We start from the raw sequence: 19141 nt of genomic DNA, 5'->3' as shown, positions 1-19141 counted from the left end.
GCAAGTTGTGTGGCAAGGTGGTTGCCGTTCCCGGGAGATCGGGTTCGAACGCCGCATCTTGTATAGACGAGTAGATGGGAAGAAGCTTTGCGCACCATCCGTGTTGAGACCTCGGCCGCAACGATCCTGCTGACCGAGGCGCCCGAGCCCAAGGTCCGCGACCGGCAGACGGGCGAGATCGTCAAGGACGCCACCAGCGGAGAGGCACTGATGACGATCGGCGTCGTCTACCTGGAAGACGGCGAATCGTCGCTGATCAAGGTCACCGTTCCCGAAAGCGGAGTGTCCGAGGGGCTCACGCTCGGGGCCCCGGTCTCGCTGCCGGGGCTGGTGGCCCGGCCGTGGGAGAGCGTCTTCAACGGGCAGCAGCGGCACGGCATCGCCTACCGCGCCGCCGCCGTGACACCGGCCGCCTTCCCGGCCGCCACCGGGGCCGCTGCCTGATGACCGATCTGACGACACTCCTGGAGGTGGGTGGTCCTGTCGCCGCACTCGGTGGCGGGGCCGCCTACGCCCGGGCCCAGCACCCCGGGGTGTACTGGTCCACAGTCGGCCTGCCGATATCCACAGCCCGGCTCCTCAGCTCCTACGGCTCGGTCATGGAGGCCTGCGGCCTGACCGTGGCCCCGTCCCGGCTGCGAATGCTGGCGGTCAAGGCCACCACTCGCCGCGAAGTTCGTCCCGTACCGCCGCGTCGCGGCATCATCCGGCCCACCTCCACCGGGCTGCGGCTCCGTCTGCGGCTCGCTCCGGGGCAGGAACCGGCCGATGTCGCCGCCTCGGCGGAACGGCTGCGGCATGCCTGGGGCGTTCAGGCCGTGTACATGACCACGGTCAAGCCGGGTGTGGTTGAGCTGCGGCTGGTCGGCTTCGATGTGCTGCGGCGAGTGCGGATGCCGCGCAAGGTGGACGCCGGGTTCCTTCAGGTGCCGGTGGCCCTGCGGGAGGACGCCATGCCGTTCATACGCGACTACCGGACCGTGCCCCACCAACTCACCCTCGGCGCAACGCTGTCGGGCAAGTCCATGTATCTGCGGCACCTGATCGCCGGACTCGCCCCTCAGCCGGTCGCCCTGGTCGGGATCGACTGCAAGCGCGGTGTGGAGCTGGCGCCGTTCGCGTCCCGCCTCTCTGCGCTGGCGACCGAACCGGAACAGGCAGCCGAGCTGCTGCCCGTGCTCGTGAAGGAAATGGAGGACCGCTACGACCTGATCAAGGCCCGGCAAGGCATCGCCCCGGACACCCCTGCCGAAGAGATCACATCCGACATCTGGGGACTGCCCGAGTCCGAACGCCCCGTCCCCCTCGTGCTGTTCGTCGACGAGGTCGCTGAACTCTTCCTCGTTGCCACCAGGAAGGACGAGGAACGACGCGACGAAATGGTCACCCAGCTCATGCGACTCGCCCAACTCGGCCGCGCGGCCGGCATCTACCTAGAGGTCTGCGGACAGCGCTTCGGCGCCGAGCTGGGCAAGGGCGCCACCATGCTGCGAGCCCAGCTGACCGGCCGCGTCTGCCACCGAGTGAACGACGAAGCCTCCGCGAAGATGGCGCTCGGCGACATCGCACCCGAAGCGGTCACGGCCGCATGCGCCATCGCCCCCGAACGACCCGGCCTCGCCGTGGCAGGTGACACCTCCGGTGGCTGGTCGCGCATCCGGACGCCGTACCTGTCACTCGGCGACGCTGCCGAGACCTGCCGCGAGTTGGCCCACCTGGTCCCCGACCTGCCCGCACTCAAGCCCTTCCGGCCCGACGTGCCCGTACGGCCGGTCGAGACACCGGGCCCGGCCGTGCGACCCCGACCGGTGACCGACTGACCCGAGTCCCCACCCAACTCTGGTCGGCGTGACCGCCTCACGCCACGTCCCTACCCCTCCCATGCCCGAGTTCGGAAGGAGCCGCAACATGCGCGCCCACCTGGCCCGTGTCGATGCGGTGCTCGTTCAGGCAGTCATCGCCGCCGCCCTGTCCTTCGCCCACCTGCACGACGTCGCCTCGGCGGCTGGACAGGACGGGTGGAAAGCGTGGGCCTACCCGATCAGCGTCGATCTGCTGCTCGTCGCCGCCTGGCGTCGACTGCGGTCCGGGGAGGCGAAAGCGGCCGGGTGGTGCTGGTTCGTCATCGCGCTCACGGCCTCACTCGGAGCCAACGTCGCAACCGCCGGCCTTCTCGACATGAACCACGTACCGGCCTGGCTGCGCATCCTCGTCGCGGGCTGGCCCGCGGTCGCCTTCCTCGGCGGCACCCTGCTCGCACACTCCGCACCGAAGACGATCGACCACGCCACCGAACCCGACACGGACGACGACGAGGTTCACGACCAGGCGGAGCCACCAGAACTCCTCCCCGAGCCACCCGTCCACCCGGCACCCGAGCAAACCCCGCCCCAGCGTCCGGTCAACGAACCGGAACCGCCTGAGCGTCCCGCCCTGCCCGTTCCGCCCGCCCTCGTCGCACACGCCCGCAAGGTCGCCGCCGAACACCACACCCGCACCGGCACACCCATCGACACCCCCGCCCTCCGCGCCCGCCTCGGCGTCCCCGCACCCATGGCCGAAGCCATCGCAACCCACCTCTGAAAGGAGACCTGCGTGACCGCCAACCGCCGCTTCCGCAACGTCGTCCGCATCGGCCCCGTCCAGGTCGGCACGTACTACGACGGCCGGGGCCAGAAGAAGCACACCGCCGCCTGCACCGCCCCGCGCTGCGGCTTCTCCACCGACTACGACGGCCGCGCCGCCGCCGAGCTGGCCGCCCGCACCCACCGCTGCCCCGTCCGCTGAAAGGACTCTCACCCCGTGACCGTCAGCCTGCCGCTCGTCGTCATCCTTGGCTTCTCCGCCTGGGGAGCAGTCAGGTTCCTTGGCGTCCGTGTCTGGATCGTCGTCCTGATCGCCCTCTTCGGCTTCTGGCTCTCCCGCACCTTCCTCGCACCTGCCATCGAGTCCGGCACGCGCACCGGCGTAAGCGTCATAAACGGCCCACACGCCTAGACGAGTAGATAAGGAGCCCTGACCGTGTTCCTCCCGAAGTACCCCTACAGCCCGACCCCGCCGCCCGCTCATACCCACACCCCGACCGAGACGGCACCCGTAAAGCGCTCGTTCCCGTCGGTCTCCATCGATCAGAAGACCGTCGCGGCCCTGGTCGTCGGTGGAGTCGTCCTCACCGCGCTCCTGGCCGCCGTCGCCGTCACGGCCATCTCCGTTGCCGTGGCCGCCGTCGTCCTGCGCTCCATGCTCCGCGACCACCACCGCCGCTGAACCGCGCTGGCCTCCGAGGCGGCGGCACACGACCAAGCATTTCGCCGCCCCGGGGCCTGTTCCTCCCGACCGAGCCAGTCAGAAGGGGAAACGCCATCTTCACCCGCACCACTCCGGCACCACTCCCGGAACTCGCGAACCTGGCCGCGCAGGGCACGCTGCCCGGTATCCTCCGCCAGCTCTCCGGACTCGGCGGCTGCACCAACCCGATCCGCCTCGACGGCCACCGAACCGAGTACGACGTCGACACCACGACTGGCGAGATCGGCAACGTCCTCCACCGCCTCGACTCGTCCAGCCTCCCGGCCGGTCAGCTCCTCGTCCGCTGCAACAACCGCCGCACGACTCGCTGCGCCGCCTGCGCCGAGGTCTACCGCCGCGACACCTTCCACCTGATCACCTCCGGCCTGCGCGGTGGCAAGGGCATCCCCGAACACGTCGCCGCCCACCCCCGCGTGTTCGCCACCTTCACCGCGCCGAGCTTCGGCCCGGTCCACAACCGCCCCTCCAGCGGTCGCCCGTGCCGCTGCGGCACCCATCACCACCAGGACGACGACGTACTCGGCTCCCCGCTCGACCCGGGCACCTACGACTACGAAGCCGCCATCCTCTGGAACGCCCACGCCGGTCCGCTCTGGCGGCGCTTCTCCACCTACCTGCGCCGCGAGGTCGCCAAGCGCGCCGGCCTCTCCCAGCGGCGCTTCCGCGAGCACGCCCGCGTGTCCTTCGCCAAGGTCGCCGAATACCAGAAGCGCGGCGCGGTCCACTTCCATGCCGTCATCCGCATCGACGGCCCCAGCGGCGGCGACACCCCACCCCCTACCTGGGCAACCGCCGAACTGCTCACCGACGCGATCCGCGCTGCCGCCGCCAAGGTCCGCGTGGACGGCCCGACCATCGACGGCCGCACCCACACCTTCACCTTCGGCCGCCAACTCGACGTACGCACCATCCGCTCGGCCGACTTCGACGGCGGCCAGGAACTGACCGAACGAGCTGTCGCCGCCTACATCGCCAAGTACGCCACCAAAGGCGCCGAGACGGCGACAGGAGCTCTCGACCGCCCGCTCAAGTTCGCCGCCGAACTCGCCCAGCTCGACATCAGCGATCACGCCCGCCGCCTGATCCGCACCGCCTGGTTCCTCGGCGCACGCAAGGACCTCGAACACCTCCGCCTGCGCGCCTGGGCCCACATGCTCGGCTTCCGCGGCCACTTCTCCACCAAGTCCCGCCGCTACTCCACCACCCTCGGTGCCCTCCGCGACTCCCGCGCCCAGTGGCGCCGCACCCAAGCCGCAGCACCCAACGGCCTCGAGCCCGAGACGACGTACGTCCTCGCCCACTGGGTCTTCGCAGGAACCGGCCTCTCGGACACCGAAGCCTGGCTGGCCGCATCCCTTGAACCTGCCCCCGGAACGGAAGGAGAGCCGACCGATGCATGACGACGAACTGCTGACGGTGCCTGACGTGATGGAGCGGCTCAAGCTCGGCCGCTCCACCGTCTATGACCTCATCCGCTCCCGTCGTCTGCCCTCGATCACCATCGGCCGGTGTCGTCGCATACCCGCGCGGGCCGTTCGGGAGTACATCACCAACGAATTGGAGGCGGCCGCCTGATGGCCCAACAACGCAAGCGGAACCCCAACGGGGCGGGCACCATCACCAAGCGGAAGGACGGGCGCTTCCAGTGCGCGGTCTACGTCCTCCAGCCGGACGGCACACGTGCCCGTAAGTTCGCCTACGGGAAGACCTGGGCCGAGTGTGATGCCAAGCGCCGCGAGCTGCTCGACAAAGTCGACCAGGGCGTGCCCGTGCCCACCAAGTCGGCCAAGCTCTCGGACTGGCTCCCGTACTGGCTGGACAACGTCATCAAGCCCCGGCGGAAGCTCAGCACGTTCGACAAGTACGAGGCGCACGTGCGGCTCTATCTGGTGCCCCTGCTCGGTTCCAAGCGGCTCGAATCGCTCGGCGTCGCCGACGTCCGCCGCTTCCTCGTCCGCCTGGAGAAGGAGACCACCGCCGCAACGGCCAAGGAATCGCACCGAGTTCTGCGCTCGGCGCTGTCCTCCGCCTGCCGCGAGGAACTGATCACGCGGAACGTGGCGAAGCTCGTCGAGCCGCCCCGCACCGACAACCGAGAACTCACGCCCTGGACGCTGGACGAGACCCTCGACTTCCTCGCTGCGTCCCGCAAAGACCCGCTGTACGCGGCCTTCGTGCTCGCCATCGGGATGGGCCTGCGCCGAGGAGAGATCGTCGGCCTCCGGTGGTCGGACGTCGACCTCGACAACCGCGTCCTGTACGTCCGCCAGCAGATCCAGCGCCGCCGTGGCGTCCTGTACGACGACGACCCCAAAAGCCGCCGCCGTCGTGCCGTCCCTCTGCCCGCCCTCTGCATCGCGCCTCTGCGCTGGCACCGCATGCGGCAGGCGGCTGCCCGTGCCAAGGCGGGGGAGAGGTGGCAGGAGTCGGCCTGCGTCTTCACCACCCGCACCGGCCGCCCGGTCGAGCCGCGCAACCTGTACCGCTCCTTCACCCGTGTCGCCCAGTCCGCCGGCCTCCGCGTCATCCGGCTGCACGATGCCCGGCACGGCACCGCCACCCTCCTCACGGCGGCCGGAGTCGCGCCCCGCGTGGTGATGGAGATCCTCGGCCACTCCCAGATCAGCATCACCATGGACGTCTACACCCACGTCGTCCAGGACACGCAGCGCGAAGCCATGAGCCACATGGATCGCCTGCTCAGGAGACGCCCCATCCGCGATTGACCGCCCGCGTTGATGTCAGAAGTAGATGTCAAAGGCCCCGGACCAAGATCGGTCCGGGGCCTTTTGGCTGGTGCCCCCGGCAGGATTCGAACCTGCGACACCCGCTTTAGGAGAGCGGTGCTCTATCCCCTGAGCTACGAAGGCAGTGGCATCGGACGCAAGCAGCGGCGTGCCTGTGGTCTGGGAGGACCACAGGCGTCAGCGTACCGGATACGGGTCGGGCGGGTGTGGGGGTCAGGTCAGGGGGACGTGAGTGAAGCGGCCGGCGGTGTGGAGGTCCGACTCGATGCGGGTGGCTGTTGACGTCAGTTCGGGGAGGAGGTCCGTCACGCACGCGCGGCGGGTGTGGCGGCTCGCGTGCATCGCTGTGTTCAGGGCGGCCACCACCCTTCCGGACCGGTCGCGGATCGGGACCGCGAGGGAGCGGAGGCCCTCTTCCAGTTCCTCGTCGACCAGGGCGTAGCCCTGGGAGTGGATCGAGGGCAGGTCGAGTTGTTCGTGGCTCGTGCGGGTGTCTGCCAGCAGGACTCGGCCCGGGGCCGTCGCGTACGCCGGCCGGCGTGTGCCCACCGTGATGTTCACGCTCATCACGCGGCCCGTCGCCACCCTGGCCGTGTACTGGATCTCCTCGCCCGAGTCCGAGAGCACCGCCAGTGACGTCGACTCGTGGATGCGGGACGTCAGATCGGACAGGTGGGGCTGGGCGATCTCGGGGAGGGACAGGCGGGAGAGGGGTGGGAAGCCCAGGGAGAGGACCCGGGGGGTGAGGGTGAAGGTGCGGGGGTCCGGGGTCGCGACCAGGCCCAGGTGTTCGTAGGTGATCAGTGCTCGGCGGGCCGTCGCCCGGGCCAGTCCCGTCGCCTGGGCCACCTGCGTGAGGGTCAGCTCCGGCCTGCCCTCGCCGAAGGCCGTGAGGACCGTCAGGCCCCGTGCCAGGGATTCGATGAAGTCGCGGCCCAACTGCTGCTTGGACGCGCCCGTCCAGAGCGCCAGGTTCGAGGGGGGCGGGCCGGGCTCCGGGGGTGGCGTGCGGTGCAGCTCGCGTTCCATCTCCGTCACCGCCGACCGCAACCTCGGCAGCAGGGTGGCGCGCAGGTCGTGCGCGGTGTGCCGGCTCGTGTGGCTGACCACGCTCGCCACGCACGCGATCTCCCGGCCGTCGCCTGCGTGCGGGGACCGGACCGGTACCGAGACCGCCACCAGGCCCGGTTCGATCAGCTGGTCGTCCAGGGCCCAGCCGTTCACGGCGGCCTCTTCCGTGCGGCTGACGAAGGCCTCGTCGTCCCGTGCGTCCGCTCCGTACGTGCGCGGCGGTACCGCCGTGAAGGACAGATCCCTGGGGTCCGACGCCCTGCGGTCGCGCCAGTGCCGCCAGTCGGTGTCCGTCCACTGCGTCGCGAACAGCGGGCCCGGTGCGGTGCGTTCGGCGGGGAGCAGGTCGCCGATGCGGAAGCTGAGGGACATGGCGCGGCGGCGGGTCGCCTGGTGGATGAAGCGGATGCCGTCGCGGTCGGCGACCGCGAGGGAGACCGACTCGTCCAGTTCGTCGGCCAGGGCGTCCGCCCGGGCGGAGAGGAGGGCGGGCAGGCGCAGGGCGGAGAGGTAGGTGTTGCCCAGTTCCATCAGGCGGGGGGCCAGGTGCACGTCCCTGCCGTCCACGCGGACGTAGTTCATGAGGGCGAGCGTGGCCGTGATGCGGTCGACCGTGGAGCGGGCGAGGCCGGTGGCTCGTTCGAGGGCGCTGAGGCTCAGGGTGCCGTTCGACTCCGTCAGCTCCCGCAGGACCGCGATGCCGCGGATCAACGGCGTGACCGCCTCGGCGGGCACCCCGGTCCCGGCCCTCTCGTGGGCGTCGTTCGTGGGCTTCGCTGGCATCGGCTCTCCGGTACGGCGGTCGCGGCAGTCGCGGCACGCCTACCGTAATCCGGAATCGGCCCGGCGCTTGTGCGCTGATCGACCCCCGCCGGGCCCCTACCTCCTGCCGCCTGCCGCTGTCGGCTGCCGCGTCACCCGCACCCGGTAGTCCCCCGACGGCTCCGTCCCCACCACCCTGATCACGACCCCCGTCCGCGGATCCCTGAACGTCTCCCCGGGCGCGAACGGTGCGTCGGACAACTCCGAGTGGACGTTCGGCGCGCGTGTGCATCCGCCGCTGTCGCGGCGGGAATCCTGGACGGTGATCGGGCCCATGCCCGTGTCCACCGCGGCGTCGACCTTGTAGATCAGGATGCCCGGGCGGCACACCGCCTCGTCGTTGCCGGCGCGGGTGCGCAGTTCGACGGCGTAGCCGGCTTTGCTGTCCAGGGGTACGACGACCAGCTTGGAGCCGCCCGTGCGGGCCAGCGGCGTCAGGGTGAACTCCGTGGTGCCGGGGTCCGATACGCAGTGCACTTGCGCGGCGTCGAGCCAGCCCAGTTTCCACTTGTGCCAGCCGAGGAAGTCGTTGTTGGCGCCCCAGTCCTCGCTCATGATGTCCCAGTGGCCGACCGCGCCCCCGCCCTCCGCGGTGTACAGGTCGGGCAGGCCGAAGACGTGGCCGTTCTCATGGGGGAGGACGCGGTAGCCGGTGCGGTCGTAGGAGCCGGAGCCGTCGTCCTGGCGGGAGTAGACGAAGGAGGCGTTGGCCACGGGTTTGCCGTCGGCCGTCGGCGCCTCGGGGTTGCCGGCGAAGGTGACCGAGAGGACGGTGTCGAGGGCGGAGGGGCCGGCGTTCGGGGTGACCAGTACGTTCAGCAGGTCGTACTCGCGGAAGTCCACCTTCGGGTCGGCCACGGCCACGAGGTCCTGGACCAGTGAGCGGTAGCCGGGGTCGAAGGGGGCGCCGCGCTCTATGCCGTACTCGCGGAAGGACTTCGGCATCCGCACCCACTCCCGGATCGGGAGCGCGGGCCGGTAGTCGAGGCGGCCGTAGGAGCTGGTGCGGAACCAGTGCCGGGTCTGCGGGAAGAACTCCCGGAAGCGGTCCAGGGCCTTGCCCTCGCCGGGGGCGTCGGAGAAGTCGATCATCAGGGTGAGGGCGCGGACGGTGCCGGTGGAGCGGGCGTAGCCGGCGCTGGTGGGGATGCCCTCGGACATCTGGATCTCGGGGGCGCCGCGGATCAGGCAGGGGCCGTGCGCGGAGCTGCGGGACAGGGTGATCGAGCCGGCTCCGGCCGTGGTGGCGCCCGGGGCGAGGTGGCCCGTGCCGGCCGAGGTGCTGACCGTGAAGGTCAGGGCGGACACGCAAGCGAGAGCGGCCAGACGCCGCCGGGGTATCCGGCGGCCGGGCGGCCCCGAGGCGTGCCGACGGGGGCGCCGGGGCTGCGGCTGCGGCTGCATGCCAGGGACCTGCAAGGTACCTCCCGCGCCACGGCAGCCTCCGGTCTCCGGCTGCGCCCTTGCGATCACCCTGCGTCGCGGGGTGGGGGGACGCGCGTTGGAGGAGACCGATCGTGGGTTTCCCGTCAGTAGCGGCGGGTGGCGGCCGTATTAGCGGCGGGTGGCGGCCGTAGTAGCGGCGGTGGCGGCCGTGTCAGTCGCGGCGAGTCGTGACCCCCATCGGGCTTGTGAGCCAGGTCACTAATAAAAAGTCCAGGTGCGGGAAATACCGGGGACCTGGTCCCCGTTTAGCCATGTGTCCGACTGAAACGGGGAGCCCCTCCCCGGATCGTCACACCAGAGCACCTCACCCAGGAGTACACCGTGCAGACCGCCACCCCCGCACCGCGCAAGGCGCCCCGGCCCCGTGCCGACGCCCTGCGCAACCGGGAGCGGATCGTCACCGCCGCCCGGGAGATGTTCGTCGAGCACGGCCCCGAGGTGCCGCTCGACGAGATCGCCCGCCGGGCCGGCGTCGGCAACGCCACGGTGTACCGCAACTTCCCGGACCGCGACGCGCTCGTGCGCGAGGTCGTCTGCTCCGTACTGGACCGTACGGGCGCGGCGGGCGAGCGCGCGCTCGCGGAGACCGGGGACGCGTTCGAGGCCCTGGAGCGCTTCGTGCACACCTCCGCCGACGAGCGGATCAGCGCGCTGTGCCCGATGGTCTCGTCCACGTTCGACGAGAACCACCCCGATCTCGAAGCGGCGCGCGAGCGCGTGGAGCGGATCCTCGAGACGGTCATGAACCGCGCCAAGGTGGCCGGCCAGCTCCGCCCCGACGTCGGCGTCGGGGACCTGATGGTCGCCGTGGCCCAGCTCAGCCGGCCCCCGGCCGGAACGGCGTGCTTCAGTGCCGACCGCTTCGTACACCGTCATCTTCAGCTGTTCCTGGACGGACTGCGGGCCCCGGCCCGGTCCACCCTGCCGGGCACGGCAGTGACCATGGAGGCCCTCCGCCAATCCTGACCGATTAGATCCCGGCGCCACCTCAGTCACCACACCCGGAACTCACGGCCGCACCGGTCGTCGAGTCGTCCCTCAGCGACACCTTTTTTCCGTTTTTTTTCCGTCATCTTGTCCCGAAGTGGGTATCCCCATGTCTGAAACAGCCTCAAAGGCACTCGGCGCTCCGGCGGCCTCGCCGGACCCCGGCCGCTGGAAAGCGCTCGTGTTCATCGCGCTCGCCCAGCTGATGGTCGTCCTGGACGCCACCATCGTGAACATCGCCCTGCCCTCGGCCCAGCAGGACCTGGGCATCTCCGACGGCAACCGGCAGTGGGTCGTCACGGCCTACGCGCTCGCCTTCGGCGGTCTGCTCCTGTTCGGCGGCCGGATAGCCGACCTGTGGGGCCGCAAGAAGGCCTTCGTCGTCGGCCTGGGCGGCTTCGCCGTGGCCTCCGCGCTCGGCGGGGCGGCCACCAACGAGGCGATGATGTTCGGCGCCCGCGCCCTCCAGGGCGTCTTCGGTGCCCTGCTCGCGCCCGCCGCGCTCTCCCTGCTCGCCGTGATGTTCACCGACGCCAAGGAGCGCGCCAAGGCGTTCGGTATCTACGGCGCGATCGCCGGTGGCGGCGGTGCCGTCGGCCTGATCCTGGGCGGCTTCCTCACCGAATACCTGGACTGGCGCTGGACGTTCTTCGTGAACATCCCGTTCGCGATCGTCGCCGCGGCCGGTGCGTACTTCGTCATCCGTGAGCCGGAGGGCGGCCGCAACCGCTCCCCGCTCGACATCCCGGGCGTCATCCTGTCCACCCTCGGCCTGGTCGCCCTCGTCTACGGCTTCACCCGCGCCGAGTCGGCGGGCTGGAGCGACTCCGTGACCGTCGGCATGTTCGTCGCGTCGGCCGTGCTGCTGGCGTCCTTCGTGCTCGTCGAGTCCAAGGTCAAGGCCCCGCTGCTGCCGCTGCGTGTGATCACCGAGCGCAACCGCGGCGGGATCTACCTCTCCCTCGGTCTCGCGATCATCGCGATGTTCGGCCTGTTCCTCTTCCTGACCTACTACCTGCAGATCGTGAAGGGCTACTCGCCGGTCAAGACCGGCTTCGCGTTCCTGCCGATGATCGCGGGCATGATCACCGGCTCCACCCAGATCGGCACCCGCCTGATGACCCGGGTCGCGCCGCGGCTGCTGATGGGCCCCGGCTTCCTGGTCGCCGCGCTCGGCATGCTGCTGCTGACCCAGCTGGAGATCGGCTCCTCGTACGCCGCTCTGCTGCTGCCGGCGATGCTGCTGCTCGGTCTCGGCATGGGTACGGCGTTCATGCCGGCCATGTCGCTGGCCACCCAGGGCGTCGAGCCGCGGGACTCCGGTGTCGCCTCGGCGATGGTCAACACCTCGCAGCAGGTGGGCGGCGCGATCGGAACGGCTCTGCTGAACACCATCGCCGCCTCGGCGACCACGGCGTACGTCGCCGACCACATCGCCGGGGCGACCAGCCGGTCCCAGCAGCAGCTGGTCCAGCTCGAGGCCATGGTGGAGGGCTACACGAGCGCCATCTGGTTCGCCGTCGGCATCCTCGTCGTGGCCGCCGGGATCGCCCTGACCTTCGTCAACGCAGGCCGCCCCGGCAGCGCCACCGTGACCGGCTCCGGTTCCGGCGAGGGCGTGGCGGACGAGGTGCAGGTCCCGGTCGTCGCCCACTGACGGCCGCAACCGGAAACACCCCTTCGGGCCCTCCGTAGGTACGGGGAAGGGGACGCCCCGTACCTACGGATTCCAGGACCTGCCCCGGCTCAGCGGAGCCAGGGCAGGTCCGCACCGGCTTCGGCCGGCTGAAGTCCCTCGGCGATGATCCGCATGATCTCGCCGAGGGACTTCTGCTGTTCCGGGGTGAGCCGGTCGAAGACCGCCTGCCGTACGGCCTCCACATGCCCCGGCGCGGTCTGCCGCAGTACCTCGTAGCCCTCGTCCGTGAGCACGGCGAACTGGCCCCGCTTGTCGTCGGGGCAGTCCTCGCGGTGCACCCAGCCGTTCTTCTCCAGACGCGCGATGGCGTGCGAGAGGCGGGAGCGGGTGATCTTCGCCAGCATGGCGAGCTCCGTCATCCGCAGCCGCCGCCGCGGCGCCTCGGCGAGCTTGACCAGAAGTCCGTAGTAGACGTGCGGCATGCCCGCGTCGCGCTGGAGCTGACGGTCGAGGTGGTCGTCGAGAAGGGTGACGCCCTCCATGAACGAGCGCCATACCAGCTGTTCGTCGTCGGTGAGCCAGCGCGGCTCCGGAGGCTCTGCCACGGAGCCCGGGGTCGGTGCGGATGCGGGTGCCTTCATGTCTTCCACTCTACGTGGCCCCTCCTTGAACTTTAAACAAATGCCCCGTACAGTTTTGTTAGGGAACCATGTTTTGGAAGGAGCCGCAGCATGTCCGCCGCCACCCAGGAGCGCATGCCCGCTCTGTACCTGAGTCACGGCGCCCCGCCGCTGGCGGACGACCCGGTCTGGCCCGGTGAACTGGCAGCCTGGGCGGCCGGCCTGCCCCGCCCCCGGGCGATCCTGATGGTCTCCGCCCACTGGGAGGAGGCCCCGCTCGCCATCGGCGCCACCGAGACCGTCCCGCTCGTCTACGACTTCTGGGGCTTCCCGGAGCACTACTACCGGGTGACCTACGAGGCCCCCGGCGCACCGGAGCTCGCCGAGTCGGTACGCAAGCTGCTGCGCGCCCCCGGTGTTCCCGTCCAGGACGTCCCCGACCGCGGCCTCGACCACGGCGCGTACGTCCCGCTGGTCGAGATGTACCCGGAGGCCGACATCCCCGTCCTCCAGGTCTCCATGCCGACGCTCGACCCGGTCCGGCTCATGGAGATCGGCCGCAGGCTCGCCCCCTTGCGGGACGAGGGCGTGCTCATCGTCGGCTCCGGCTTCTTCACCCACAACCTGGCCGCGCTCCGGCAGGGCGGCATCCCCGCCTGGTCGGCGGAGTTCGACGACTGGGGCCGGCGGGCGCTGGAGGGGCGGGACGTGGACGCCCTGCTCGACTTCACCCGCAAGTCGCCCGCGGGGCAGCTCGCCCACCCGCGCACCGAGCACTTCGCCCCGCTGTTCGTGACCATGGGCGCGGCCGACGCCGCCGGTGAGCTGGACCTGCAGAAGTCGGTGATCGACGGCTTCTGGATGGGGCTGGCGAAGCGGTCGGTGCAGTTCGGCTGAGGCCGGGTACGCGGCCGGGGCCGGGACCGGGCCGGGACCGAAACGCGAGGTCCGCGAGGTCCTAGGCGAGGTCCTTCTCGTACCAGGCCACGTCCCAGTAGCGGCCGAACTTGCGGCCGACCTCCCGGTACGTACCGACGTACCGGAAGCCGAAGCGCTCGTGCAGCCGCGCCGACGCCTCGTTCGGCTGCGCTATGCCCGCGTAGGCGCGGTGCAGGTCCTCGCCGGACAGGGCCTCGAAAAGGGCCTTGTAGAGCAGGGTGCCGACGCCGCGGCGGCCGGCGTCCGGGGCGACGTACACCGTCGTCTCCACGGAGGTCGCGTAGGCGGGCTTCGCCCGGAAGGGGCTGGACGTGGCGTAGCCCAGAATCTCCTGTGAGTCCGGGGCCGTGGCAACCATCAGGCGGTACGGTCCGTCTTCAGGGTGGGAGAGCAGCCAAGGGCGGCGCTCTTCCGGAGTGAAGATCGCGGTATCGAATGTGATCGCCGTCTCACGTACATAGTGGTTGTAGAGGGCCGTGAGAGCTTCGAGGTCACCCTCGACTCCCGGTCTGACCTGCACCTCTGTACGTTCCGTCGGCACCGCGCCTCCTCATGGGGTCCGACAGGGTACTGCATGATCCGAAAAATTGAGGGGCAGGTTGGGAATTCTGTCCTGATTCCAGTCGTTGTTTCCATCGGATGCAGGGCACCCGAGGAGAGTCCGGAGAGTCCCGGAGACGGAGTCCAGCGTCCGAAGGACCACCCGCTGACCTCACCATCGCAAGGGAGCACGCATGGCAACCCGTGCCGTCGCCCGTCGTCAGTCCGCCACCGGCGAGACGGCCGACGCGGCAAGCAGTGTTCGCGCCCATGGCGGCGAGATCGCCGATCGCGACCTGGTCGGCATGTACCTCGACGAGATCGCGCGCACACCGCTGCTCGACGCCGCCAAGGAAGTCGAGCTGTCCCAGGTCATCGAAGCGGGTGTGTTCGCGCGGCAGGTCCTCGACGGGTACGAGGAGACCAAGGCGGACGCCACCCGCGAGGAGCTCGAAGCCCTGGTCGCCGATGCGGAGCGGGCCAAGGACGTCTTCATCCGCTCCAACCTGCGCCTGGTCGTCGCCGTCGCCCGCCGCTACCCCCGCAGTGGCCTGCCGCTGCTGGACCTGATCCAGGAGGGCAACGCCGGCCTGGTGCGCGCGGTCGAGAAGTTCGACTACCGCAAGGGCTTCAAGTTCTCCACGTACGCGACGTGGTGGATCCGCCAGGCCATCACCCGCTCCATAGCCGACCAGTCCCGTACGATCCGCCTGCCCGTCCACCTCGTGGAGGAGCTTGGCCGGATCCGGCGGGTGCAGCGCGAGTTCAACCGCGAGCACGGGCGCGACCCGGAGCCCGCGGAGATCGCCGCCGAGCTCGGCTCGACGCCGGAGCGCGTCACCGACGTGCTCGACTGGGCCCGCGACCCGGTCTCGCTGAACATGTCGGTGGACGACGAGGGCGAGACCCAGTTCGGCGACCTCCTGGAGGACACCTCGGCGGTGTCGCCCGAGCAGTCGGTGCTCACGCTGCTGCGCAGCGAGGAGCTCGACGACCTCATCGGCCGCCTCGACCAGCGCACGGCCTCGATCATCAAGATGCGCTACGGCATCGAGGACGGCCGGGAGCGCACGCTGACCGAGGTCGGCAAGGAGCACGGCCTGACCCGTGAGCGCATCCGGCAGATCGAGAAGCATGCGCTGCTGGAGCTGAAGAAGCTGGCGCGCAGCACTGGGTTCGACGCGGCGGCGTGACGCCGGTGCCGGTGTTCACCGGTGCTGGTGTTCACCGGTGCCGGTGCTCGCCGGTGGGGCGTCCGGGCGTACGGCTCGTCCCGCAGCCCGTGGGCGTGTTGTCCCAGGGGCTGTCGGTGACGGACGGTGTGCGCCCGGCGGTCACCGCGTACGCCGGGTGGCGAAAGACCGCGCAAACATGGCGATGTAACGCCGCTTCAACCCGCGGGGCACCGGGAACAAGACTTCCGGGCCCACCAGTTCGGGCCCGGGCCGCGCCCCTGGCCCCCCAGAGCCAAGTCCCGTCGCACTCCCCCCGGCGCCGGGACTCTCCCAAAGCCGGGCTTCGGCGTCCCTCCCCCCGGGCGCCGGGGCCCGGCTCTCTGCATGAACGGGGGGGAGATCGGGGTGATGGAGGGCGGGGCACCCCGTACCTGAACCACGGGGTGGCCCGCCAGATGGCAGATTGTGTCACATGGGCATAGCCTGCCGGGCGTGAGCAGCACCACCCCGACCCCTCCTCAGGCCACGCTGACCGAGCGGCGGAAGGCCGAGACGCGTATGGAGATCGCCCGGGCCGCGGCCGGCCTCTTCGTACGGCACGGTCTGCGCGCCACCCGCGCGGAGGACATCGCCCAGGCCGCCGGCATCGCCCCGCGCACCTTCTACCGGTACTTCGCCAGCAAGGAGGAGGCCGTCGCCCCGCTCTACGCGGCCGGCGCCCAGCGCTGGGTGGAGGCGGTGCGCGCGGCACCCGCCGACGCGAGCGTGCTCCGGGCCCTGGAACACGGGGTGCGGCACACCCTCACCCCGGGCGCCGGCGTCTCGGCGTCGTCCTGGGAGTGGGTCCGCACACTCCTGCGCCTCGCCGAGGCGAACCCGTCCCTGCGCAGGGTGTGGGCGGAGGTGTGCCAGGCGTCGGAGCGGACGCTGGGGGAGGTGCTGGCGGAACGGGGGACCAGGACCGGGGCTGAGGCCGGTGACGACAACGTTGCCGCCGCCCCCGAGCCGCGCTTCACCGCCCCCGAGCCGCGCTTCACCGCCGCCGTCGCGAGCGCCGCCGTACGCACGGCTCTGGAGGGCTGGGCGGAAGGGGACGGGCCGGTGGAGGGCCCGGGGAGCCCGGCGGAACTCGCGCTGCGGAATCTGGGGGCGTTGCGGGACTTTCCCTGGGAGGCCTGACTTCCCCGGGAGTCCTGACGGAGCCGGACAGCGGCCCGGCGCCGGATGCCTACTCCGCGCCCGCGGCCGCCGCCCTGCTCAGCCGCGCCCCCAACTCCCGCACCGCCCGCACGAGTTCCTCCGGCGACCGGACCACGAAGTCGCACTCCAGCATCGCCAGCCGGAACGCCACCCACTGCACGGCGTCCCCGACGGACCCGCGCAGCCGGCAGCTTTGGTCGTCCAGCGCCTCGGGCGTGCCGAGCCACTTCGGCAGCCGGGCGGCGACGAAGTCGGCCGGCGCGGCGAACGTGACCTCGAAGTCGTAGGACTCCTGCTGCCGTTGCATCGACTGCCGCAGGTACTCCGCCGCGTTCCCCGTCGGCAGCTCGCGCGGCACGAACCGCGCCCCCGTGGCGAACGGTTCGCTCACCCGGTCGACGCGGAACGTACGCCAGTCGTCCCGGTCGATGTCGTACGCCACCAGGTACCAGCGGCGGCCCGTGGACACCAGCCGGTACGGTTCCGTCAGGCGCCGCGACTCGGTGCCGTCAGCCGCCCGGTAGGCGAACCGCAGCCGCTCGTGCCCGGCCACTGTGGAGGCCATGACGGTCAGGGTCTCCGGCGCGATGCTCGGACCGTCCCCGCTGGTCAGGGGTGTCGTCGCGGCCTGGAGTGTGGTCACGCGGTGGCGCAGCCGGCCCGGCAGCACCTGCTCCAGCTTGGCCAGCGCCCGTACCGACGCCTCGTCCAGACCCTCCACCGCGTGTCCCGCCCCGGCGCGCAGGCCGACCGCGATGGCCACGGCCTCCTCGTCGTCGAGCACGAGCGGCGGCATGGCCTTGCCGGCGACCAGCCGGTAGCCGCCGTCGGAGCCCTTGGTCGCCTGCACGGGATAGCCCAGGTCGCGCAGCCGGTCGATGTCCCGCCGGACCGTGCGGCGGGAGACCCCGAGCCGGTCGGCGAGCTCGCCGCCGGGCCATTCGCGGGGCGTCTGGAGGAGGGAGAGGAGCGTCAGCAGCCGGGCCGGTGTGTCCGTCGTCATACCGACGAGGATGCCGCACCAGTAGGACACAATCTGACCTAATGGCCCTCTAACGTCTGGGCATGACCTCCACCGAGACCCCTCTCAGCACCGCGGGCGGGACCGACCGCCGCCGCTGGTTCGCCCTCGCGATCGTGATGACCGCGGCCTTCATGGACCTCGTCGACGTGACGATCGTCAACATCGCCATCCCGTCGATCCAGCGGGAATCGGGCGCGTCCTTCAGCCAGATCCAGTGGATCACCGCCGGATACGCCCTGGCCTTCGCCGCCGGGCTGATCACCGGCGGACGGCTCGGCGACATCCACGGCCGCAAGCGGATCTTCCTCGTCGGCATCGGCGGGTTCACGGTCGCCTCCGCGCTGTGCGGTCTCGCGGTGAACCCGGAGATGCTGGTCGCCTCGCGGTTCCTCCAGGGCGCGATGGCGGCGCTGATGGTGCCGCAGGTGCTGTCGATCGTGCACGCGACCTTCCCGGCGCACGAACGGGGCAAGGTGTTCGGCCTGTTCGGCGCGGTCGTCGGGCTCGGGGCCGTTTCCGGTCCGCTGCTCGGCGCGCTGCTGACCGAGTGGAACCTGTTCGGGTGGGAGTGGCGCTCGATCTTTCTGATCAACCTGCCCGTCGGGGTCGCGGGCCTGATCCTCGGCAGCCGCTTCATCACCGAGTCCAGGGCGCCGCGGGCCCTGAAGCTGGACCTGGTGGGTGTCGCGCTCGTGACGCTGGGCCTGCTGATGCTGCTCTACCCGCTCATCCGCGGCCGCGAGCTGGGCTGGCCGGTGTGGGGCTACGTGTCGATGGCCGGCGCGCTCGTCGTCCTCGCGGCGCTGGTGGCGTACGAGCGGCGCAAGAGCGCACGGGACGGCTCCCCGCTGGTCGAGCTGTCGCTGTTCCGGGTCAAGAGCTTCGCGGCCGGCATCGCCGTCCAGACCGTCTTCGGGGTCGCGCTCGGCGTGTTCTTCCTGGTGTGGACGCTGTACATGCAGGTCGGGCTGGGCTGGAGCGCGCTGAAGGCCGGGCTGACCGGGGTGCCGTTCTCGATCGCCGTGTCCGTGGCCGCCGGGATGTCGGTGCAGCAACTGGTCCCGCGCTTCGGGCGCAAGGTGCTCCAGGCGGGCGCGCTGGTGATGGCCGCCGGGGTACTGCTCTACCTCTGGGAGTCCTCGCACTACGGCCTCGGCATCACGCCCTGGCAGATGGCGCTGCCGCTGGTCGTGATGGGTGTGGGCATGGGCCTGATCGTCGCCCCGCTGACCGACGCGATCCTCTCCGAGGTGCCGCGCGAGCACTCCGGCTCGGCGTCCGGCCTGCTCAACACCGTGCAGCAGATGGGCAACGCGCTGGGGCTGGGCCTGGTGTCGGTCGTCTTCTTCGGCACGATCGGCGACCGGCTGCGCCCGGACCAGGTGGGCGCCGCCTTCGCGGACGCCTTCCGGAACTCGCTGGGCTGGGTGGCCGCGGTGCTGGGCGTGATCTTCCTGCTGATGTTCGCCCTGCCGAAGCGGCCGGCGCAGCACGTCGAGGGGGAGCAGGCGGCGACTGAGCCGAAGGAACCGGTGCTGGTCTCCTGACCGCGGCTGTTCCCTCGTCACGGGGCAGGCTCGGCACATGCGTGCCGAGCCCGTTTTCATTTCCGATCATGCCCG

The 19141-nt window shown here is 70.8% G+C and carries 20 protein-coding genes and 1 tRNA gene; 15 read left to right on the top strand and 6 right to left on the bottom strand.

Going from position 1 to position 19141, the window contains the following annotated elements:
* Positions 1-87 precede the first annotated feature (87 nt).
* The 9 genes from ACH4G3_RS29920 to ACH4G3_RS29880 all read left to right on the top strand — a co-directional run bounded on the left by ACH4G3_RS29920 (position 88) and on the right by ACH4G3_RS29880 (position 6035).
* On the top strand, positions 88-444 hold the full coding sequence (locus ACH4G3_RS29920; protein WP_397627432.1) for an SCO3933 family regulatory protein: 357 nt from the start codon (positions 88-90) through the stop codon (positions 442-444).
* Positions 444-1820, top strand: coding sequence for an FtsK/SpoIIIE domain-containing protein (locus tag ACH4G3_RS29915; RefSeq protein WP_397627431.1), 1377 nt, complete (start codon positions 444-446; stop codon positions 1818-1820). The genes ACH4G3_RS29920 and ACH4G3_RS29915 overlap by 1 nt, the downstream gene beginning before the upstream one ends.
* Before the next feature lie 88 nt (positions 1821-1908).
* The gene (locus tag ACH4G3_RS29910; RefSeq protein ID WP_397627430.1) at positions 1909-2583 is read left to right on the top strand and encodes a DUF2637 domain-containing protein; all 675 of its coding nucleotides are present in this window, start codon (positions 1909-1911) and stop codon (positions 2581-2583) included.
* A 12-nt stretch (positions 2584-2595) separates the two neighbouring features.
* On the top strand, positions 2596-2787 hold the full coding sequence (locus ACH4G3_RS29905) for a mobile element transfer protein (protein WP_397627429.1): 192 nt from the start codon (positions 2596-2598) through the stop codon (positions 2785-2787).
* 15 nt (positions 2788-2802) lie between these two features.
* On the top strand, positions 2803-2997 hold the full coding sequence (locus ACH4G3_RS29900) for a hypothetical protein (protein ID WP_397627428.1): 195 nt from the start codon (positions 2803-2805) through the stop codon (positions 2995-2997).
* 24 nt (positions 2998-3021) lie between these two features.
* Positions 3022-3267: a SpdD protein gene (locus ACH4G3_RS29895; RefSeq protein ID WP_397627427.1), complete on the top strand. Its 246-nt coding sequence runs from the start codon at positions 3022-3024 to the stop codon at positions 3265-3267.
* 158 nt (positions 3268-3425) lie between these two features.
* Positions 3426-4709, top strand: a complete 1284-nt coding sequence (locus ACH4G3_RS29890; protein ID WP_397627767.1) for a replication initiator — start codon at positions 3426-3428, stop codon at positions 4707-4709.
* On the top strand, positions 4702-4884 hold the full coding sequence (locus ACH4G3_RS29885) for a helix-turn-helix domain-containing protein (protein WP_086602848.1): 183 nt from the start codon (positions 4702-4704) through the stop codon (positions 4882-4884). The genes ACH4G3_RS29890 and ACH4G3_RS29885 overlap by 8 nt, the downstream gene beginning before the upstream one ends.
* Positions 4884-6035, top strand: coding sequence for a tyrosine-type recombinase/integrase (locus ACH4G3_RS29880; RefSeq protein ID WP_397627426.1), 1152 nt, complete (start codon positions 4884-4886; stop codon positions 6033-6035). Before ACH4G3_RS29885 ends, ACH4G3_RS29880 begins: the two co-directional genes overlap by 1 nt.
* A gap of 68 nt (positions 6036-6103) precedes the next feature.
* Here the strand turns inward: ACH4G3_RS29880 and ACH4G3_RS29875 are convergent.
* The 3 genes from ACH4G3_RS29875 to ACH4G3_RS29865 form a co-directional block, all read right to left on the bottom strand.
* A tRNA-Arg gene (locus ACH4G3_RS29875) sits at positions 6104-6179 on the bottom strand.
* A 90-nt stretch (positions 6180-6269) separates the two neighbouring features.
* Positions 6270-7910 carry an IclR family transcriptional regulator domain-containing protein gene (locus ACH4G3_RS29870; protein WP_397627425.1) on the bottom strand — a complete coding sequence of 547 codons (1641 nt, stop codon included), beginning with the start codon at positions 7908-7910 and terminating at the stop codon, positions 6270-6272.
* Between the two features lie 96 nt (positions 7911-8006).
* Positions 8007-9353: a M6 family metalloprotease domain-containing protein gene (locus tag ACH4G3_RS29865; RefSeq protein ID WP_397627424.1), complete on the bottom strand. Its 1347-nt coding sequence runs from the start codon at positions 9351-9353 to the stop codon at positions 8007-8009.
* A 363-nt stretch (positions 9354-9716) separates the two neighbouring features.
* Here ACH4G3_RS29865 and ACH4G3_RS29860 point away from each other — a divergent pair, with 363 nt between their 5' ends.
* Both ACH4G3_RS29860 and ACH4G3_RS29855 read left to right on the top strand, forming a co-directional pair.
* Complete coding sequence (locus tag ACH4G3_RS29860; RefSeq protein WP_397627423.1) at positions 9717-10361, top strand: TetR/AcrR family transcriptional regulator; 645 nt, start codon at positions 9717-9719, stop codon at positions 10359-10361.
* A 130-nt stretch (positions 10362-10491) separates the two neighbouring features.
* On the top strand, positions 10492-12039 hold the full coding sequence (locus ACH4G3_RS29855) for an MFS transporter (protein WP_397627422.1): 1548 nt from the start codon (positions 10492-10494) through the stop codon (positions 12037-12039).
* A gap of 89 nt (positions 12040-12128) precedes the next feature.
* Here the strand turns inward: ACH4G3_RS29855 and ACH4G3_RS29850 are convergent, their stop codons facing one another.
* Positions 12129-12662: a MarR family winged helix-turn-helix transcriptional regulator gene (locus ACH4G3_RS29850; protein ID WP_397627421.1), complete on the bottom strand. Its 534-nt coding sequence runs from the start codon at positions 12660-12662 to the stop codon at positions 12129-12131.
* Positions 12663-12752: 90 nt separating this feature from the next.
* Here ACH4G3_RS29850 and ACH4G3_RS29845 point away from each other — a divergent pair, with 90 nt between their 5' ends.
* Positions 12753-13538, top strand: coding sequence for a dioxygenase family protein (locus ACH4G3_RS29845; RefSeq protein WP_397627419.1), 786 nt, complete (start codon positions 12753-12755; stop codon positions 13536-13538).
* A 61-nt stretch (positions 13539-13599) separates the two neighbouring features.
* Here the strand turns inward: ACH4G3_RS29845 and ACH4G3_RS29840 are convergent, their stop codons facing one another.
* Positions 13600-14121 carry a GNAT family N-acetyltransferase gene (locus ACH4G3_RS29840; RefSeq protein ID WP_397627418.1) on the bottom strand — a complete coding sequence of 174 codons (522 nt, stop codon included), beginning with the start codon at positions 14119-14121 and terminating at the stop codon, positions 13600-13602.
* Between the two features lie 193 nt (positions 14122-14314).
* Between ACH4G3_RS29840 and ACH4G3_RS29835 the strand changes: the two genes are divergently transcribed.
* Both ACH4G3_RS29835 and ACH4G3_RS29830 read left to right on the top strand, forming a co-directional pair.
* Positions 14315-15313, top strand: coding sequence for a sigma-70 family RNA polymerase sigma factor (locus tag ACH4G3_RS29835; protein WP_010035431.1), 999 nt, complete (start codon positions 14315-14317; stop codon positions 15311-15313).
* 474 nt (positions 15314-15787) lie between these two features.
* Entirely contained in the window at positions 15788-16474 is a 687-nt protein-coding gene (locus tag ACH4G3_RS29830) for a TetR/AcrR family transcriptional regulator (protein ID WP_397627417.1), read from the top strand.
* A gap of 49 nt (positions 16475-16523) precedes the next feature.
* Here ACH4G3_RS29830 and ACH4G3_RS29825 read toward each other — a convergent pair whose 3' ends face one another.
* Positions 16524-17498: a helix-turn-helix transcriptional regulator gene (locus ACH4G3_RS29825; RefSeq protein WP_397627416.1), complete on the bottom strand. Its 975-nt coding sequence runs from the start codon at positions 17496-17498 to the stop codon at positions 16524-16526.
* Between the two features lie 62 nt (positions 17499-17560).
* Here ACH4G3_RS29825 and ACH4G3_RS29820 point away from each other — a divergent pair, with 62 nt between their 5' ends.
* Entirely contained in the window at positions 17561-19066 is a 1506-nt protein-coding gene (locus ACH4G3_RS29820; RefSeq protein ID WP_397627415.1) for an MFS transporter, read from the top strand.
* The last annotated feature ends 75 nt before the right edge of the window (positions 19067-19141 follow it).

The organism is Streptomyces afghaniensis (assembly GCF_044327915.1).
Taxonomy (GTDB): Bacteria; Actinomycetota; Actinomycetes; order Streptomycetales; family Streptomycetaceae; genus Streptomyces; species Streptomyces afghaniensis.
This window is presented reverse-complemented; position numbering and strand designations above follow the sequence as displayed.

What these genes read in the sequence shown, in the direction of transcription:
- ACH4G3_RS29880 (WP_397627426.1), top strand. Translation starts at nt 4,884, where the DNA reads ATGGCCCAACAACGCAAGCGGAACCCCAACGGGGCGGGCACCATCACC.
- ACH4G3_RS29855 (WP_397627422.1), top strand. Translation starts at nt 10,492, where the DNA reads ATGTCTGAAACAGCCTCAAAGGCACTCGGCGCTCCGGCGGCCTCGCCG.
- ACH4G3_RS29910 (WP_397627430.1), top strand. Translation starts at nt 1,909, where the DNA reads ATGCGCGCCCACCTGGCCCGTGTCGATGCGGTGCTCGTTCAGGCAGTC.
- ACH4G3_RS29850 (WP_397627421.1), bottom strand. Translation starts at nt 12,662, where the DNA reads ATGAAGGCACCCGCATCCGCACCGACCCCGGGCTCCGTGGCAGAGCCT.
- ACH4G3_RS29870 (WP_397627425.1), bottom strand. Translation starts at nt 7,910, where the DNA reads ATGCCAGCGAAGCCCACGAACGACGCCCACGAGAGGGCCGGGACCGGG.
- ACH4G3_RS29825 (WP_397627416.1), bottom strand. Translation starts at nt 17,498, where the DNA reads ATGACGACGGACACACCGGCCCGGCTGCTGACGCTCCTCTCCCTCCTC.
- ACH4G3_RS29835 (WP_010035431.1), top strand. Translation starts at nt 14,315, where the DNA reads ATGGCAACCCGTGCCGTCGCCCGTCGTCAGTCCGCCACCGGCGAGACG.
- ACH4G3_RS29885 (WP_086602848.1), top strand. Translation starts at nt 4,702, where the DNA reads ATGCATGACGACGAACTGCTGACGGTGCCTGACGTGATGGAGCGGCTC.
- ACH4G3_RS29865 (WP_397627424.1), bottom strand. Translation starts at nt 9,353, where the DNA reads ATGCAGCCGCAGCCGCAGCCCCGGCGCCCCCGTCGGCACGCCTCGGGG.
- ACH4G3_RS29820 (WP_397627415.1), top strand. Translation starts at nt 17,561, where the DNA reads ATGACCTCCACCGAGACCCCTCTCAGCACCGCGGGCGGGACCGACCGC.
- ACH4G3_RS29845 (WP_397627419.1), top strand. Translation starts at nt 12,753, where the DNA reads ATGTCCGCCGCCACCCAGGAGCGCATGCCCGCTCTGTACCTGAGTCAC.
- ACH4G3_RS29915 (WP_397627431.1), top strand. Translation starts at nt 444, where the DNA reads ATGACCGATCTGACGACACTCCTGGAGGTGGGTGGTCCTGTCGCCGCA.